Source organism: Pseudomonas sp. RIT-562 (genome assembly GCF_026241895.1).
GTDB lineage: Bacteria > Pseudomonadota > Gammaproteobacteria > Pseudomonadales > Pseudomonadaceae > Aquipseudomonas > Aquipseudomonas mandelii_F.
Genome location: NZ_JAPJIV010000006.1, coordinates 134,203 through 150,739 on the forward strand (window position 1 = coordinate 134,203; position 16,537 = coordinate 150,739).

Here is a 16,537-nt window from a genome sequence, read left to right on the forward strand (position 1 = left end):
CTACTCAATTCGGTCGCCCCTCATTCGGGGTAGGAGAGACGCCAAAGCGAGATAGCGCATGCGATTGCAAGGTAGACCACCATGAGAACATCACTCCCCCCACTAGAGATCAAAGTTACTTTCTACACCCTCTCGAGTTCGCTGCTGTTGTGTTCATCTGTGGGAGCGCAGGCGGGGCCCATAGAAGATGAGACCCTGCCCTGGTATCGCCAGGACGTCCCGGTGATGTCACTGCCCGCAATCAATATCACTGCGCCCTACCCCGGCCATTTCAGCGCCGCATCCGACGCCCGAAGTTCACGCCTGACCATCGAAGATGCAGCTCCCTCGACCTGGGACCAACTGTACGGCCAGCCCTCGCGCCTGGCCCAGGAGGACGCCCTGGCGCAAGGTTTTTCAGGGCCCGGTGTCAGCGAATTCAAGGGCCCGGCGATCCTTACCCTGCAGAGCAACAGCGGACATACCCAGCGAGTCGGCCTGATCGGCGGCACGAGTCAGTTTCAGAGCAACAGCAATGGTCTGTTGACCAGTCGCGCCCAGGCTGACCCCGCCACGGACACCCTCAACCTGCAAGGCCAGAGCCTTGGCGCCTATTGGAGCCTGACCGGGCCGCAAGGCTGGCACGTCGACCTGTCGGCCAGCGGTGGTCGGGTCAACGGTTTCAGCCGTAATGAACAGGGCGCGCGGCAAGTGACCGAAGGCAGCGCGGTGACGCTGTCGGTGGAGGGCGGATTCCCCATCGGGCTGAGCGAAAACTGGGTAGTCGAACCCCAGGCGCAGTTGATCAACCAACGAATTACCCTCGATACGCCCTATTCGGGTTCGGGTAATGCTGCTGCCAGCGATCTCAACTCCTGGAGCGGCCGGGTCGGAGCGCGGTTGAAGGGCAGCTACGATATCAATGGCTTGGGCGTGGAGCCGTATGTGCGGACCAACTTGTGGCACACGGTGTACACCGGCAACACGGTATCGCTGGATCAGGTCGACAAGATCAGCAGCAGCCGCAAGTCGTCGACGGTGGAGTTAGGGCTGGGATTGGTGGCGAAGGTGACACCGGCGGTGAGCCTGTATGTCAGTGCCGATTACAGCAGTGATGTGGATGACAACGATTTGAACGGGCTGATTGGCAGCCTGGGTGTGCGGATGCGTTGGTAATTGATTAAAAGCAAAAGATCGCAGCCTGCGGCAGCGCGCACACTCCGCAGGCTGCGACCTTTTGAATTACGCCTCAGGTCGCAAGATCAGCACCGCCAACGGCGGCAGATTCAACGACAGCGAAAGCGGCTGACCGTGGCTCGGTTCTTCTTCGGTAAACGCCCCGCCGCCATTGCCATAATTGGACCCGGCATACATCGCCGCATCACTGTTGATGACCTCGGTCCAGCGCCCGGCAAACGGCACGCCGACTCGGTAACCCTGACGTGGCACCGGCGTAAAGTTGGCTACCACCAACACCGGGCTGCCATCCTTGCTCCAGCGCAGGAAGGCATACACGCTGTTGATCGCATCATCGCCAATCAACCACTGGAACCCCTGGGGCGCGTCGTCCTGGTCATGCATCGCCGGCTCTTCGCGGTACAACCGGTTAAGGTCGCCGACGAGCTTCTGCACACCCTTGTGCTCGGAGTACTGCAGCAGGTACCAATCTAGCTGCTGATCGTGATTCCACTCGCGCCACTGGCCGAACTCGCAGCCCATGAACAGCAATTTCTTGCCCGGGTGCGACCACATGAAGCTCAGGTAGGCCCGCAGGTTGGCAAATTTCTGCCAGCGGTCGCCGGGCATCTTGTCGATCAGCGAGTGCTTGCCATGGACCACTTCATCATGGGAAATCGGCAGGATGAAGCGCTCGGACCACGCATACACCAGGCCAAAACTCAGCTCGTTGTGGTGATGCCCGCGATACACCGGGTCCTGCTGGATGTAGTGCAACGAATCGTGCATCCAGCCCATGTTCCATTTGTAGTCAAAACCCAGGCCGCCCTGTTGGGTGCTCTGGCTGACGCCAGGCCACGCAGTCGATTCTTCGGCAATGACCAGGGCGCCAGGCGCCTCCAGATTGACCACATCGTTAAGGTGGCGCAGGAAGTCGATCGCCTCCAAGTTCTCCCGACCGCCATGCCGGTTCGGCACCCATTCGCCGGCCTTGCGCGAATAGTCGCGATAAAGCATCGACGCCACGGCATCGACGCGCAGGCCGTCGACGTGGAAATGCTTGAGCCAGTGCAACCCGGACGCCAGCATGTAGCCGTGCACTTCGGTGCGGCCGAGGTTGTAGATCAGGGTGTCCCAGTCCTGGTGGAAACCTTCCTGCGGATTACCGTATTCGTACAGCGCGGTGCCATCGAATTGCGCCAGGCCGTGGGTATCCGTCGGGAAATGCGCCGGCACCCAATCGAGGATCACACCGATGTCCGCCAGGTGGCAGGCGTTGACGAAGGCGGCAAAATCATCGGGTGAGCCGTAGCGCGCACTCGGAGCGAACTGCGACAGCAACTGGTAACCCCATGAGCCACCGAACGGGTGTTCCATGATCGGCATCAGCTCGATATGGGTAAACCCCAGTTCCTTCACGTATGGAATCAGGCGCTCGCCCAACTCATGCCAGCTGTACTGGCGGGCGACTTCGCCCAGATCGTCCAGTTCGCACTGCCAGGAACCGGCGTGCAACTCGTAGATCGACAGCGGCGCACTCGGGTGCTGACGTTCGATGCGCGACTGCATCCACGCCTGGTCCTGCCATTCAATGCTCAGGGGCGCGGCGACTTTGGACGCGGTGTCCGGCGGCAGCGTAGTCGCCAGCGCCATCGGGTCGGCCTTCAGCGGCAAGATGCCGTGGGCGCCCAGAATCTCGTATTTGTAGGTTTCGCCGGCCTGCATGCGTGGGATAAACAACTCCCACACACCGGTAGGATGGCGCAGGCGCATCGGATGACGACGGCCGTCCCAATTGTTGAAGTCCCCCACCACCGAGACCCGCTTGGCATTTGGCGCCCACACGGCAAACCGCACGCCATCAACGCCGTCGACGGTTTTCAGCTGGGCACCGAGGCAGCTGCTGAGGTCGCGGTGATTGCCTTCGGCAAACAGGTACAGGTCCATCTCGCCCAGTAACGGGCCGAAGCTGTAGGGGTCCTCGGAAACCTGCTCGCCACCGGCCCAGCGCGTGCGCAACAGGTAAGGCTGGGCGCGATCGAAATGGCCGACGAACAGGCCAGGAGTCTGGGTGGCCTCGAGGCTGCCCAGTTCTTCCCCGGAGTCCTTGGCGATCACTTGGACGCTCAGGGCATCCGGCAAATAAGCCCGAATGAATTGGCCGCCGGCGTTGTCGCCATGGGGGCCGAGTATTGCGAAAGGGTCGGGATGTGCGGCGCGAACCAGCGCGTCGATGTCCTGCGATCCGGGCAGCAGCGCTTCTTTAGCGTGACCCAGTTCCTTGTTCTGGAAACTCATGACTACTCTCCACCAAGATCGGAAAAGGGTTTAAGCCCACTCAATAATCCATACAAACCATGCAACGGCACGGGCAGCCAGGTCGGGCGATTTTCCGCCTCGTAGGCCACCTCGTACGCGGCCTTTTCCAGACCGAACAATGCCAGCGCAGCGTCCTCGCCTCCCGGATCTTGCCACGCATGTCCAAGACTAGCTGCCGCCAGCCGATAAGCGTCGACAAATGCCTGGCGAGCTTCATTTAAATAACGCTCGGCGACCCTGACTCGCGCCGCCTGTGCGTCCTCGGTGTTATCGACGTTGTGCACATTGATGGTCATGGCTGCGGCGTAATCGAACGAACGCAGCACGCCACTCACATCCTTGTACGGGCTGTGCTTGCCCCGACGTTCGTACAGAGGCCGAGCGGGTTCACCTTCAAAGTCGATCAGGTAGGCATCGCCCTTGATCACCAGCACCTGGCCCAAGTGCAGGTCGCCGTGGACGCGAATTCGCAGGCCACCGGCGGCCTTTTTGCCCAGGTCCTGGACATGGCTCAGGATCGCCTTTTTGTTGTCCAGCAAACGACTGACCAGCGCCTGGTCGGCCGGGTTCAGTTCGGATTGATGCTGTTTCAACAACTTGAGCGAATGTTCCACCTGCGCGGCGACATCCTTGGCCGAAGCCAGGGCTTCTTTTTGCGTGGTGACCTGCGGCGCAAAGTCCGGGTCATCGGTGGGCGCCGCGAGCACCTGGTGCATTTCACCCAGGCGCTGGCCGAGCATGCCGGCAAAATCCTTCAGCTCGCCCAAGGCGTTGTAGTGCTGTTCCTGCTCGGAAATGGCTTGCGCCAGTTCGTCGCGAAGTGCGCGTTCGAGGTTGTTCTGTGTCCATTCCCAGGCGTCGCCCTGATTACTCAGGAAGCCCTGGGCGATCATCAGCAGCGTGTCCTCGCCTTCAGCGTTGCGGCGGATTACCGAACCCAGCAGCGGGGAAATATTGGCGAAACCGGCATTGGTCAGGTACGCGCTCATCTCCAGTTCGGGGTGCACCCCGGAGGCGATTTTGCGGATCAATTTGAGCACCAGGCTCTTGCCGACCACCACCGAGCTGTTGGACTGCTCGGCCGACAGATAGCGCACTTCCGACTCCGCGTTAAGGCCCAACTGAGCGAGCGCGGGGGTCGGTTCGAAGCGGATCTCGCCTGCGTCAGATGCCAGCACCGTGTTGTTCTGCATGCCGGCCAACACGGCTCGGATGAAGTTTTCCAGGGCAAAGGCATCGGTGATGATGCCGACCTGGCGACCGCGGCGAACCCGGGACAGCGCCAGTTGCTGCGGCAGCGCCGGGCCGACCTGATCCTCGGCAATGAAGCCAAATGGCAGTTGGTAACGGCTGGTCTGGCCATTGCTGGTGACGTCTATTTCGCTCAGCAACACCGGATGCTCGGCGTCGCCAAAGCGCACGCCATAGGCCATTTTGACCTGTTCGATGGTGGCGTCCTTGCCGGCAAACCAGCGGCGATTCTGCAGCCAGTTCGGCAGGATGCCCTGTTCCATGGTGTCCCGGGACGGCGTTTCGAGCAGCTCTTCCATGCGGTGCTTGAGCACCAGGGTGGTGAAGTCCGGCAGACTCTGCGCCGGTTCCACGTGCCAGCTCGGCATCTGGTTTTCCGCCGCCAGGCCGAACCAGTAGAAACCGTACGGCGCCAGGGTCAGCAGGAAGTTCAGCTGGCCGATGGGCGGGAACGCGTTACCGCCGAGCATTTCCACCGGCACCATGCCGGTGTAGGCCGACAAGTCGAGCTCGGCCGCCTGGGCACTGCGCGACACGTTGGCCACGCACAGAATGATCTCGTGCTTACCATCTGCCCCTGTGAATTCGCGGGTATAGGCGAGAATTCGACGATTGCTCGGCGAGAGCATTTTCAAGGTGCCGCGCCCAAACGCCTTGGACTGCTTGCGCACCGCAAGCATGCGTCGGGTCCAGTTGAGCAGGGAATGCGGATCGCCGGCTTGGGTCTCCACATTCACCGACAGGTAACCGTATTGCGGGTCCATGATCGGTGGCAACACCAGGCTGGCCGGGTCGGCGCGGGAGAAGCCGCCATTGCGGTCAATCGACCATTGCATTGGCGTGCGTACGCCATCACGGTCGCCCAGGTAGATGTTGTCGCCCATGCCGATTTCGTCGCCGTAGTACAAAGTCGGCGTGCCCGGCATCGACAGCAACAGGCTGTTGAGCAGTTCCACGCGGCGGCGGTCACGCTCCATCAATGGCGCCAGGCGCCGACGAATCCCCAGGTTGATGCGGGCGCGCCGATCGGCAGCGTAATAGTTCCACAGGTAGTCGCGTTCCTTGTCAGTGACCATCTCCAGCGTCAACTCATCATGGTTGCGCAGGAAAATCGCCCACTGGCAGTTGGCCGGAATCTCCGGGGTCTGGCGCAGGATGTCGGTGATCGGAAAGCGGTCTTCCTGGGCGAGCGCCATGTACATGCGCGGCATCAGCGGGAAATGGAACGCCATGTGGCATTCATCGCCATTCTGGCCCTCGGCGTCGGTGTCGCCAAAGTACAGCTGGGTGTCTTCCGGCCATTGATTGGCCTCGGCCAGCAGCATGCGGTCGGGGTAGTTGGCATCGATCTCGGCGCGGATCTGCTTGAGGACGTCGTGGGTCTCAGGCAGGTTTTCGTTGTTGGTGCCATCGCGTTCAATCAGGTACGGAATGGCGTCCAGGCGCAAGCCGTCGATGCCCATGTCGAGCCAGTAGCGCATCACTGACAGCACGGCCTTCATGACTTGCGGGTTGTCGAAATTCAGGTCCGGCTGGTGCGAGTAGAAACGGTGCCAAAAGTACTGGCCTGCCACCGGATCCCACGTCCAGTTGGACTTCTCGGTATCAAGAAAGATGATGCGGGTGCCGTCGTATTTCTGGTCGTCATCAGACCACACGTAGAAGTCCCGGGCGGCCGAGCCTTTCTTCGCTTTGCGCGCGCGCTGGAACCAGGCGTGCTGGTCGGAGGTGTGGTTGATGACCAATTCGGTGATCACCCGCAGACCGCGATCATGGGCCTCGGAGATGAACCGCTTGGCATCGGCCATGGTGCCGTAGTCGGGGTGCACGCCGCGGTATTCGGCAATATCGTAGCCGTCGTCGCGGCGGGGCGAAGGGTAGAACGGCAATAGCCAGATGGTATTGACGCCTAGGTCGGCAATGTAATCAAGCTTGGCGATCAGGCCGGGAAAGTCGCCGATCCCGTCGTTGTTGGAGTCGAAAAATGATTTGACGTGTACCTGATAGATCACCGCATCCTTGTACCAGAGCGGGTCTTTGATAAAGGTGGCTGCCTTGGGTTTCTTCGCCATTTGAAACTCCTGTTGAATTCGATACCGCAATGCGTCTGGCAAACGGATTTCCGTCGTAGGAGCTGCCGAAGGCTGCGATCTTTTGATGTTGAAATTCCGTTGACGCAGATGTCCTCAAAAATCAAAGACAAGATCAAAAGATCGCAGCCTGCGGCAGCTCCTACCGAGGTCAGCGGTCAGCCTCTTCTATTCAAGACGCTGAAATCCGCCAGATCCCGAACGATTGTTGAGCCGGGTCGAGGCGCATGAACTGGTACTTGCCGTACCAGGTCCAGCGGTGCCCGTTCATCAAGTCCTCGCCTTGGGTATGGGCGTCATCCGGCAGGCCCATTTCCCACAGTGGCAGCTCAAAATTCGCTTCCTGGGCGTTATGCGGATCGAGGTTCACCGCCACCAGGATGAAGTTGCTGCCATCGGCGCTACGCTTGCCGAAATACAGGATGTTGTCGTTCCAGGCGTTGTAGATTTTCAGGCCCAGGTGTGAGTGCAGCGCCGGGTTCTGCCGGCGGATGCGGTTGAGCTGGGCAATCTCGGCGATGATGTTGCCAGGTGCGTTGAAATCCCTTGGGCGGATTTCGTACTTCTCCGAATTGAGGTATTCCTCCTTGCCTGGCACCGGCGCCGCTTCGCACAACTCAAAGCCCGAATACATGCCCCAAAGGCCCGAGCCCATGGTCGCCAACGCAGCGCGAATGAGGAACCCGGCACGCCCTGACTCATGCAGGAACACCGGGTTGATATCCGGAGTATTGACGAAGAAGTTCGGGCGATAACATTCGCGCCACGGCGATTCGTTGAGCTCTGCCAAGTAAGTCGAGAGCTCGTACTTGGTGTTACGCCAGGTGAAATAGGTGTAGCTCTGGGAGTAGCCGACCTTGCCCAAGCGCGCCATCATCGCCGGCGTGGTGAACGCTTCGGCGAGGAAGATCACTTCCGGGTACAGCGCACGCACGTCAGCGATCAGCCATTGCCAGAACGGCAGCGGCTTGGTGTGTGGATTATCGACGCGGAAGATCTTCACGCCCTCCTCGACCCAGCCCACCACGATGTCGCGCAATTCGACCCACAGACTCGGAATTGCGTCGACTGCATAGAAGTCGACGTTGACGATGTCCTGGTATTTCTTCGGCGGGTTTTCGGCATATTTGATCGTGCCGTCCGGACGCCAGTTGAACCAGCCCGGATGCTGTTGCAGCCATGGATGGTCCTGGGAACACTGGATCGCAAAGTCCAGGGCTATTTCCAGGCCGTGGTCTGCCGCAGCCGCGACTAGTCGACGGAAATCCTCACGGGTACCCAGTTGCGAGTGAATGGCCTCATGGCCACCCTCGGCACTGCCGATGGCATACGGGCTGCCCGGATCATCAGGGCCGGCAGTCAGGGAATTGTTCGGGCCCTTGCGATGACTGCGGCCGATCGGATGGATCGGCGGGAAATACAGGACGTCAAACCCCATGTCCTGAATCATCGGCAAGCGCGAGTGCACGTCATTGAACGTGCCGTGCCGGGCCGGGTCGTCGGTGATCGAGCGCGGGAACAGCTCATACCAACTGGCGAACTGCGCCAGGTCGCGCTCGACGTCCACCGGGTACTCTGGGCTCAGGCTGACGAAAGCACGATGATCGGCCTGGGCCATCAGTTCCGCGCTACGTTGGTGCAGGAACAGCGCAACCTGCTCGGTTTCGAGCAGGCCGGACAATTCGTGGTGCAATGCCGCCAGCGCTTCGCTCAACGGTCCTTCGGCGCGCTCTGCGGCGTGCTGGACCTGGGTGCGTCCTTCCTGCAGTTCCAGGCTGACCGGCACCCGAGCAGAGTGCTTTTTCTCCAGCTCGTAACAGAAGCTGGCGAACTGATCGATCCAGGCTTCGACGCAATACACATAGCGGCCCTGACGCTCGACGCGAAACTGGCCCTGATAACCGTTGTTGCCCAGCTCGCCCATGACGGCGCTCTGCCACGTCTCATCGGCCTCGGAGCGCCAGCGCACCCGCACGGCCAGCTTGTCGTGGCCATCGGCAAATACCTTGCTGGTAACCACCACGTCCTGACCCACCACGGCTTTGACAGCGAACTGCCCGCCATCGAGGATCGGCATGGTGTCTTCAATCGCGATTCGCGGCAGCAGCAGCGCCTGCGACAACGGTATATGAGGGTTGTAGCTCAACTCTGTAGGCTTTTCAGTCGTCATCGAGCATCTCTCCTTTACGCCCCATGGACGCTCTTGTACTCAGCCGACAATCGCAAAGCGGTCGGCCCCGAATGAACTCACTTAGGTTCCGAGCGACCCTGCGCGGTAAAAGTTCACGCTGATTTGCCGGTGAGGTCGCGGGAATCATTTTGATGAAGCACGGGTCAACAGACTTAAGCACGACTCACGCCATGTGCCACTGGAGATGCAGCGATGACGATTCCCAACCCCGTTGAAACGCCAGATCCGAATATCGACAGTCCGACCATTCCGCCCACCGACCCGCAGCCGGTTCCAGAACAGGAGCCGCCAGGAACCGTGCCACCGCCGCGCGAAGAACCGCCGCAGACCATGCCGCCGGTGGTTGTGTAACTCTCACTGATCCCCCATAAAACGGTGGGCCATCCATGGCCCACCCCTCTTCTGTTGTTGCGACTGTTAAGGCGCATCCCCTCGATCCTTGTCCAGCATCTTCACGATCCTCGGCATCACGCTGAAAATCGCCAGCGCCAACAGCGTGCTCAGCACCGCCGTCGATTCTCGCCCCATACCCGCCGACACCCCGATCGCTGCGGTCATCCACAACCCCGCTGCAGTGGTCAGGCCCTTGACATGACCCTCATCGCCTTCGGTGTTCTTCAGGATGGTCCCGGCGCCGAGGAAGCCGATACCGGCAATCACCCCCTGCACCACCCGGCTCATGGCATCGGCCTGGGAGCCGGACATCTGCGGCACCAGGACAAACAACGCTGCACCCAATGCCACCAGCATGTGGGTACGCACCCCGGCCGCCTTGCCTTTATGTTCACGCTCGAATCCCAGGATGCCGCCCAGGATCGCGGCGATCACCAGTCTCACGGTAATTCGTGTCAATTGTGCTGCATCGCCAATGTCGGCGAATTCCGCTTGCAGGGTTTCCCAAACTTCATGCCACCAGGCTTTCATGCTGCTGTCCTTGTGATTGATCTGGAAGATGGACCACGCCAACCATTAATCGGTTGCACCGAACGATGCGCATTGCCCGTAGCCTAACGCTGCAGAACCCGCAGAAATAAGGACTCCGCCATGACCGTTCGCATCGAAAACCAGACTTGCTTCTTCACGACCGAAAACGGCGAAGAAATCCGCCTGTGTCCCGACGTCACCGTGATTACCGATTCGGACAAAGCCATGTCGGCCGTCGAAATTGAAGGCAGGCGCATCTACATCACCGAAGCAGAAGCCGATGCATTGACCGTAGCAGGCGCCGTGGATGGGCGTAGGCATTTGAAAGCCACCGACAGTGATTCGGTGATTTGACTGACGCCGATCAACAAGGCCTGCAGGCGTCTGTTATAGGCGCCCCGGCCAACGTCTCCCAGCTGCTTCAAGTTGTCGCAGCCAGCGGATCAGCACCCATCTGATCCGCTTTTTATTGCAATAGCTGAGTCTGTTATGCAAACAGATCGGCGCTCATAGTGCTCTGGCCTGATGGAGGCTGATGAGCGAAAGACCATGAGCGAAAGAATTCCCGTCCGAACCCTTGAGAGTGCCCCGTCCGTCCAGACTTTTGAGCCTTCGCGTGCAAAAACGAAGACCCGGTCTGGCGACAACCTGATCCACACCCGCAGTTTTACCGGACTGTTCCGCACGTTGCGCATGAGCGGTGCCGGTTTTCTGTTCCTGCTGTTCTTCGGCACGGTATGGCTGAACTGGGGTGGACGCCAGGCTGTGCTCTGGGATCTGTCCGAAAGCAAATTTCATATCTTTGGGGCGACGTTCTGGCCGCAGGATTTCATTCTGCTCTCGGCGCTGCTGATCATTGCCGCGTTCGGCCTGTTCGCGATCACCGTGTTCGCTGGCCGAGTCTGGTGCGGCTACACCTGCCCGCAGAGTTCCTGGACCTGGATCTTCATGTGGTGCGAGAAGATCACCGAAGGCGAACGCAATCAGCGGATCAAGCTGCAAGCCGCTCCCTGGACCCTGAACAAGCTGCTGCGGCGGTCGGCCAAGCACACGCTGTGGCTGGCGATCAGTTTGCTCACGGGCCTTACCTTCGTTGGCTACTTCACCCCGATCCGGCCCTTGGCGGAGGAACTGCTGACCCTGCAAATGGCCGGAGTCAGCTTGTTCTGGGTGCTGTTTTTTACCGGCGCCACCTACATCAATGCCGGTTGGCTGCGTGAAGCGGTGTGCATGCACATGTGCCCCTATGCGCGCTTCCAGAGCGTGATGTTCGACAAGGACACCCTGACCATTTCCTACGACTTCGCTCGCGGGGAAAACCGTGGCCCGCGCAAGCGTGAAGTCGCGCCAGCCGCTGTTGGCCTGGGGGATTGCATCGATTGTCAGCTGTGCGTGCAGGTGTGCCCTACCGGCATCGACATCCGCGACGGCTTGCAGATGGAGTGCATTGGTTGCGCTGCCTGCATCGACGCCTGCGATTCGATCATGGACAAGATGGGCTACGCCCGTGGATTGATCAGCTATACCTCCGAGCATGAGTTGCAGGGTGGCAAGACCCACCTGCTCAGGCCCAGACTGATCGGTTACACCGCCGTGCTGCTGCTGATGATCGGTGCCCTCGCCCTGGCCCTGGTGGAACGGCCAATGGTCTCGCTCGACGTCAGCAAGGACCGCGGACTGTTCCGCGAAAACAGCCAGGGCCAGATCGAGAATATCTACAGCTTGAAAATCATCAACAAGACCCAGCAGCGCCAGGACTATCGGCTGATGCTGGTCGAAGGTGATGGCTTCCAGCTGCAAGGCAAGACTGAATTGAGCCTGGCCCCAGGGGAAATCGTCGACGTGCCGGTGTCCGTGGCGATGACCACGGAGCGCCCGAGCAGCAGTTCGCAAAGCATCGTGTTCAAGATCGTCGATACCGATGAGCCGCAGATCTACAGCGAGGCCAAGAGCCGGTTTGTTGCGCCAATGAATCGTTGATCCCTTAGACTGCCATCGCGAGCAGGCTCACTCCTACAAGGTCACCACAACACCTGTGGGAGCGGGCTTGCTCGCGAAGAAGTCCCCCCGATTTCACAGAACAACCCAACCGGGCTTTTAATGAAACGCTACGAAAAATTCGCCGATGACATCGCTGAACTGATCCGCTCCGGCGTCCTCGGTCCCGGCCAACGGGTGCCGTCGGTGCGCTACGCCAGCCAGACTTACGGGGTCAGCCCGTCCACGGTGTTCCAGGCCTATTACCTGCTGGAGCGCCGCGGGTTAATCCGCGCCAGGCCGCGCTCCGGTTACTTCGTCAACACCCACGCGCCGAGCCCGTTTTCCGAGCCGGTGATCAGCGCCCAGGTTAACGAGTCCACCGAGGTCGACGTCAGCGAGCTGGTGTTCTCGGTGCTTGATTCGATCAAGGACCCCAACACCGTGCCTTTTGGCTCGGCGTTCCCCAGCCCCGCGCTGTTTCCCCTGCAACGCCTGTCACGGTCCCTGGCCAGCGCCACCCGGGACATGGATCCGCGCATGGTGGTCACGGACATGTCGCCAGGCAATCCGCAATTGCGCCGGCAGATAGCCCTGCGCTACATGGTGGGCGGGCTGATGTTGCCAATGGAGGAATTGTTGATCACCAACGGCGCCCTGGAAGCACTCAACCTGTGCCTGCAGGCCGTGACCGAGCCGGGCGACCTGGTGGCTATCGAGGCCCCGGCGTTCTATGCGTGCCTGCAGATCCTCGAACGGCTCAAGCTCAAGGCGGTGGAAATACCCGTGCATCCGCGCGAGGGCATCGACCTGGGCGTGCTTGCGCAGACCCTCGAGCGCCATCCGATCAAGGCCGTCTGGTGCATGACCAGCTTCCAGAATCCCATGGGCGCGAGCATGCCCGAGGCGAAGAAACAGGAGCTGGTGGAGTTGTTGCGCCGACATCAGGTGCCGCTGATCGAGGACGATGTCTACGCCGAGCTGTATTACGGCCAACAGGCTCCCAAACCAGCCAAGGCGTTCGACACCGAAGGCCTGGTGATGCATTGCGGCTCGTTCGCCAAGAGCCTGGCTCCGGGGTATCGCATTGGTTGGGTGGCTGCCGGGCGTTTTGCGCAGAAGATCGAACGCTTGAAGCTGATGACCTCGCTCTGTGCGTCGATGCCCGCCCAGGCAGCGATTGCCGATTACTTGCAACACGGCGGCTACGATCGCCACTTGCGCAAATTGCGCTACGCACTGGAGGAGCAACAAAGCGCGATGCTGGCAGCCATTGCCCGGTATTTCCCGGCGCAGACCCGGGTCAGCCAACCGGCTGGCGGCTATTTCCTGTGGCTGGAGCTGCCGGCGCAAATGGACTCGTTGAAGCTGTTCCAGATGGCGCTGGCCCAAGGCATCAGCATTGCCCCAGGACCGATTTTTTCACCGACCCGGCGCTTCAGGAATTGCATCCGGCTGAATTACGGCAGCCCCTGGGATGAGGCTGCGGAGAAGGCGATGGAGACGTTGGGGCGGATTGTGCGGTCGTTCTGAAGGATTGGCGTCGTCGCCATCGCGAGCAGGCTCACTCCTACAGGAAACGCGGTCCCCTGTAGGAGCGAGCCTGCTCGCGAAAAAGGCTCAGGCAGCGCAGATGTCGATGGTTAGCGCCCACCACCCAAATCAACAAACGTCCCCGTCGCATACGACGCCTTGTCCGACAACAGCCAGACAATCGCCTCGGCCACTTCATCCGGCCGGCCACCCCGGGCCATCGGGATCGCCGATTCCAGCTTGCTGACCCGGTCCGGATCGCCGCTCAGCGCATGGAAGTCGGTGTAGATATACCCGGGCCGCACGGCATTGACCCGAATGCCCTCGCCCGCCACTTCCTTGGACAGGCCGATGGTGAAGCTGTCCAGCGCACCCTTGGAGGCCGCGTAGTCGACATATTCGTTGGGCGAGCCAAGGCGCGATGCCACTGACGACACGTTGACGATGCTGCCACCCTGGCCGCCATGCTTGGGCGACATGCGCAGGATCGCGTGCTTGGCGCAGAGGATCGGCGCCAGGACGTTGGTCTTGAGGATTTTCAGAATGCGGAATTCGGACATCTCGTCCACCCGGGACTTGTGCGCGACAGTACCGGCATTGTTCACCAGGGCGGTGACACGGCCCAGTTCGGCGTCTACGCGATTGAACAGGGCGACCACTTCATCTTCGATGCTGACGTCGGCGCGTACCGCGATTGCCTGGGCACCGAGGGCGCGTACCTGTTCGAGGACGCCATGCGCCGCTTCTTCGTCAGCCTGATAATTGATGCAGATCCGATAGCCCAGTTCAGCGGCCAGGAGCGCTGTCGCGGCGCCGATGCCTCGACCCCCACCGGTGATGACGATGACTTTGTCCATGCTGACTTTCCCCATTTTTCGCGTAAGCAGTCGGGGTCAAGAATAACCGCCATCAGCGGTTTTTGCATGGTTTGTGGCAGCTTGCGCTCCGGCGGCCGCCATTTGCTCCCCGCGAACAATATCTATCATGAAGCGCTGTGCCGGCAGCGGATGACCGAGCAGATATCCTTGCAGCGAGTCACACCCCAGTTGTGTCAGGAAGTCCTGCTGCACATCGGTCTCCACGCCCTCGGCGACTATCCGCAAGCCCAGCGCCTGCCCCAGCGCGACGATGGCCGAGACGATCGCGGCGTCATCGCTGTCGCGCTCCAGGTCGCGAACGAAGCCGCGGTCGATCTTCAATTCATTGGCCGGCAGGCGCTTGAGGTACATCAGGCTGGAATAACCGGTGCCGAAGTCGTCGATGGACAGGTCCACGCCCATGTCCGACAGTGCCTGCAACACCGTCATGCTCGCATCGGCGTCACTCATCGCGGTGGTTTCGGTGATTTCCAGGGTCAGGCTGTTGGCCGGCAGATGGTGAGTCGCCAAGGCCTTGGCGACGCTTTGGACCAGGCCGACATGGCAGAACTGCAGTGCCGACAGATTCACCGCGATACGCCAGTCGGTGTAACCCAGCACATACCACTCACGCATCTGTCGGCAGGCTTCGTTAAGCACCCATTCACCGATTGGAATGATCAAACCAGTCTTTTCCGCCAGCTCGATGAACTTGTCCGGCAGCAGCATGCCCTGAGTCGGATGGACCCAGCGCAACAACGCCTCGGCACCCACGGGACGGCCATTGGCGGCGTCGAACTTCGGTTGGTAGTACAAACTGAATTGCTCTTGCTCCAGTGCCGCTCGCAAGTCCTGCAACAGCTGCAGCTGCTTGCGCGCGTTGCTGTTCATCGACGCATCAAAGAAGCTGTAGCCGTTCTTGCCGCTGCCTTTGGCGTGATACATCGCGGCATCGGCGTTCATCAGCAGCTCCTGGGCCGTCGCGCCATTGCCCGGATAGACCGCGATGCCGACGCTGGCGGAAATTTGCAGATCATGTTCGGCGACGCGGAATGCGCGCGCGATCAGGCCGACCTGACGCGCCGCCAGATTCAGTGCGTCATCCTGTTCGGCCAGTTGCACCAGCAGTACGAACTCGTCGCCGCCAATCCGCGCCAGGGTGTCCTGGCTGCGCAGATCCACCCGCAGACGCTGGGCCACTTCGCGCAATAACTGATCGCCCATATGGTGACCGAAGGCATCATTGACCGGCTTAAAACCGTCCAGATCGATGAACATCAGCGCAAAACAGCCACCCTGCTCGCGCACCACCAGCATCGCCTGGTCAATGCGATCGGCCAGCAACACCCGGTTGGGCAGCCCGGTCAGTGGATCATGCAGGGCCAGTTGGGTGAGTTCGCGATTGGCCTCGGTCAGTGACTGGGCCAGGTCTGCGGTCCGTGCTTCCATCCGGGCGTCGAGAATGGAGGTGAGCAGCGCGATGCTCAGCACCGCCAAGGTGGTGATCAACACCAGGTTATCGAGCCCGCTGCCGCTCAACCCGCTGGACGCCGAACCGCAGAAGCTACCGTCGGGGAAACGTGCCGCCGCCATCCCGGTGTAGTGCATGCCGACGATGGCAATACCCATGATCACCGCCGCACCCGCGCGGATCAGCGCCACGTGGGGTGTGTGCTTGCGCAGGCGGAAGGCAATCCACAGAGCCGCGCCGGAAGCGCCAACCGCGATCAATAGCGAGGCGCTGAACAACGTCGGGTCATAGTCGATACCCGGTTGCATGCGCATCGCCGCCATACCGGTGTAGTGCATGGCGCTGATGCCGCTGCCCATGGTCAGCGCACCGAACAGCAGCTGCCAGGCGGGCAATTGGGGCTGGCTGACCAGCCACAGGGCAAAGCCGCAGGACAGCACCGCGATCAGCAGTGACAACAGGGTCAGCGTGACGTCATAGCCCAGTTCCACAGGCAAGGTAAACGCGAGCATGCCGATGAAATGCATCGACCATACGCCGACACCCATGGCAAAGGCGCCACCCGCCGTCCACAACGAAACCGCGCGGCCCTTGGCTGTGGCAATACGTTCGGTCAGGTTGAGTGCAGTGTAGGAAGCGAGAATCGCAACGAACAGGGAAATGATAACGAGCGTGGGGGAATAGCTACCAATAAGCATGGGACTTCTCGAAATTACCCCGTACTGCGTCCCTGCTCGGTGGCGTTGAATTCGGCGATTGTACTGATTCT

At 60.6% G+C, this 16,537-nt stretch carries 11 protein-coding genes; 5 read left to right on the top strand and 6 right to left on the bottom strand.

Annotated features, from left to right (window positions below):
• Positions 1-81: 81 nt before the first annotated feature.
• Positions 82-1,155 (top strand): autotransporter domain-containing protein, encoded by a 1,074-nt coding sequence (locus ORL50_RS10375; protein WP_266013644.1) that lies wholly within the window; start codon positions 82-84, stop codon positions 1,153-1,155.
• Between the two features lie 66 nt (positions 1,156-1,221).
• Here ORL50_RS10375 and glgB read toward each other — a convergent pair whose 3' ends face one another.
• The 3 genes from glgB to ORL50_RS10390 form a co-directional block, all read right to left on the bottom strand.
• Complete coding sequence (glgB, locus tag ORL50_RS10380) at positions 1,222-3,453, bottom strand: 1,4-alpha-glucan branching protein GlgB (protein WP_266013647.1); 2,232 nt, start codon at positions 3,451-3,453, stop codon at positions 1,222-1,224.
• Between the two features lie 2 nt (positions 3,454-3,455).
• On the bottom strand, positions 3,456-6,797 hold the full coding sequence (gene treS / locus ORL50_RS10385) for a maltose alpha-D-glucosyltransferase (protein ID WP_266013650.1): 3,342 nt from the start codon (positions 6,795-6,797) through the stop codon (positions 3,456-3,458).
• A gap of 190 nt (positions 6,798-6,987) precedes the next feature.
• Positions 6,988-8,985, bottom strand: coding sequence for an alpha-1,4-glucan--maltose-1-phosphate maltosyltransferase (locus ORL50_RS10390; protein ID WP_266013652.1), 1,998 nt, complete (start codon positions 8,983-8,985; stop codon positions 6,988-6,990).
• Between the two features lie 213 nt (positions 8,986-9,198).
• Between ORL50_RS10390 and ORL50_RS10395 the strand changes: the two genes are divergently transcribed.
• Positions 9,199-9,357 (top strand): hypothetical protein, encoded by a 159-nt coding sequence (locus ORL50_RS10395; protein ID WP_266013655.1) that lies wholly within the window; start codon positions 9,199-9,201, stop codon positions 9,355-9,357.
• 66 nt (positions 9,358-9,423) lie between these two features.
• Here the strand turns inward: ORL50_RS10395 and ORL50_RS10400 are convergent, their stop codons facing one another.
• Complete coding sequence (locus tag ORL50_RS10400; RefSeq protein ID WP_266013658.1) at positions 9,424-9,930, bottom strand: MgtC/SapB family protein; 507 nt, start codon at positions 9,928-9,930, stop codon at positions 9,424-9,426.
• A gap of 120 nt (positions 9,931-10,050) precedes the next feature.
• On the opposite strand from ORL50_RS10400, the gene ORL50_RS10405 reads away from it, so the two are divergent.
• The 3 genes from ORL50_RS10405 (at position 10,051) to mapR (ending at position 13,440) form a co-directional block, all read left to right on the top strand.
• Positions 10,051-10,284, top strand: coding sequence for a DUF3203 family protein (locus tag ORL50_RS10405; protein WP_266013661.1), 234 nt, complete (start codon positions 10,051-10,053; stop codon positions 10,282-10,284).
• Between the two features lie 195 nt (positions 10,285-10,479).
• Positions 10,480-11,910 carry a cytochrome c oxidase accessory protein CcoG gene (gene ccoG, locus ORL50_RS10410; RefSeq protein WP_266013664.1) on the top strand — a complete coding sequence of 477 codons (1,431 nt, stop codon included), beginning with the start codon at positions 10,480-10,482 and terminating at the stop codon, positions 11,908-11,910.
• A 120-nt stretch (positions 11,911-12,030) separates the two neighbouring features.
• Positions 12,031-13,440: a GntR family transcriptional regulator MpaR gene (mapR, locus tag ORL50_RS10415; protein WP_266013669.1), complete on the top strand. Its 1,410-nt coding sequence runs from the start codon at positions 12,031-12,033 to the stop codon at positions 13,438-13,440.
• Between the two features lie 110 nt (positions 13,441-13,550).
• Here the strand turns inward: mapR and ORL50_RS10420 are convergent, their stop codons facing one another.
• Together ORL50_RS10420 and ORL50_RS10425 are read right to left on the bottom strand one after the other, a co-directional pair.
• Complete coding sequence (locus tag ORL50_RS10420; RefSeq protein ID WP_266013672.1) at positions 13,551-14,297, bottom strand: SDR family oxidoreductase; 747 nt, start codon at positions 14,295-14,297, stop codon at positions 13,551-13,553.
• A 36-nt stretch (positions 14,298-14,333) separates the two neighbouring features.
• Positions 14,334-16,466, bottom strand: coding sequence for a putative bifunctional diguanylate cyclase/phosphodiesterase (locus tag ORL50_RS10425; protein ID WP_266013675.1), 2,133 nt, complete (start codon positions 16,464-16,466; stop codon positions 14,334-14,336).
• Positions 16,467-16,537: the final 71 nt, after the last annotated feature.

Coding starts and splice junctions, on each gene's coding strand:
- ORL50_RS10375 (WP_266013644.1), top strand. CDS start 82: ATGAGAACATCACTCCCCCCACTAGAGATCAAAGTTACTTTCTACACC.
- glgB (WP_266013647.1), bottom strand. CDS start 3,453: ATGAGTTTCCAGAACAAGGAACTGGGTCACGCTAAAGAAGCGCTGCTG.
- treS (WP_266013650.1), bottom strand. CDS start 6,797: ATGGCGAAGAAACCCAAGGCAGCCACCTTTATCAAAGACCCGCTCTGG.
- ORL50_RS10390 (WP_266013652.1), bottom strand. CDS start 8,985: ATGACGACTGAAAAGCCTACAGAGTTGAGCTACAACCCTCATATACCG.
- ORL50_RS10395 (WP_266013655.1), top strand. CDS start 9,199: ATGACGATTCCCAACCCCGTTGAAACGCCAGATCCGAATATCGACAGT.
- ORL50_RS10400 (WP_266013658.1), bottom strand. CDS start 9,930: ATGAAAGCCTGGTGGCATGAAGTTTGGGAAACCCTGCAAGCGGAATTC.
- ORL50_RS10405 (WP_266013661.1), top strand. CDS start 10,051: ATGACCGTTCGCATCGAAAACCAGACTTGCTTCTTCACGACCGAAAAC.
- ccoG (WP_266013664.1), top strand. CDS start 10,480: ATGAGCGAAAGAATTCCCGTCCGAACCCTTGAGAGTGCCCCGTCCGTC.
- mapR (WP_266013669.1), top strand. CDS start 12,031: ATGAAACGCTACGAAAAATTCGCCGATGACATCGCTGAACTGATCCGC.
- ORL50_RS10420 (WP_266013672.1), bottom strand. CDS start 14,297: ATGGACAAAGTCATCGTCATCACCGGTGGGGGTCGAGGCATCGGCGCC.
- ORL50_RS10425 (WP_266013675.1), bottom strand. CDS start 16,466: ATGCTTATTGGTAGCTATTCCCCCACGCTCGTTATCATTTCCCTGTTC.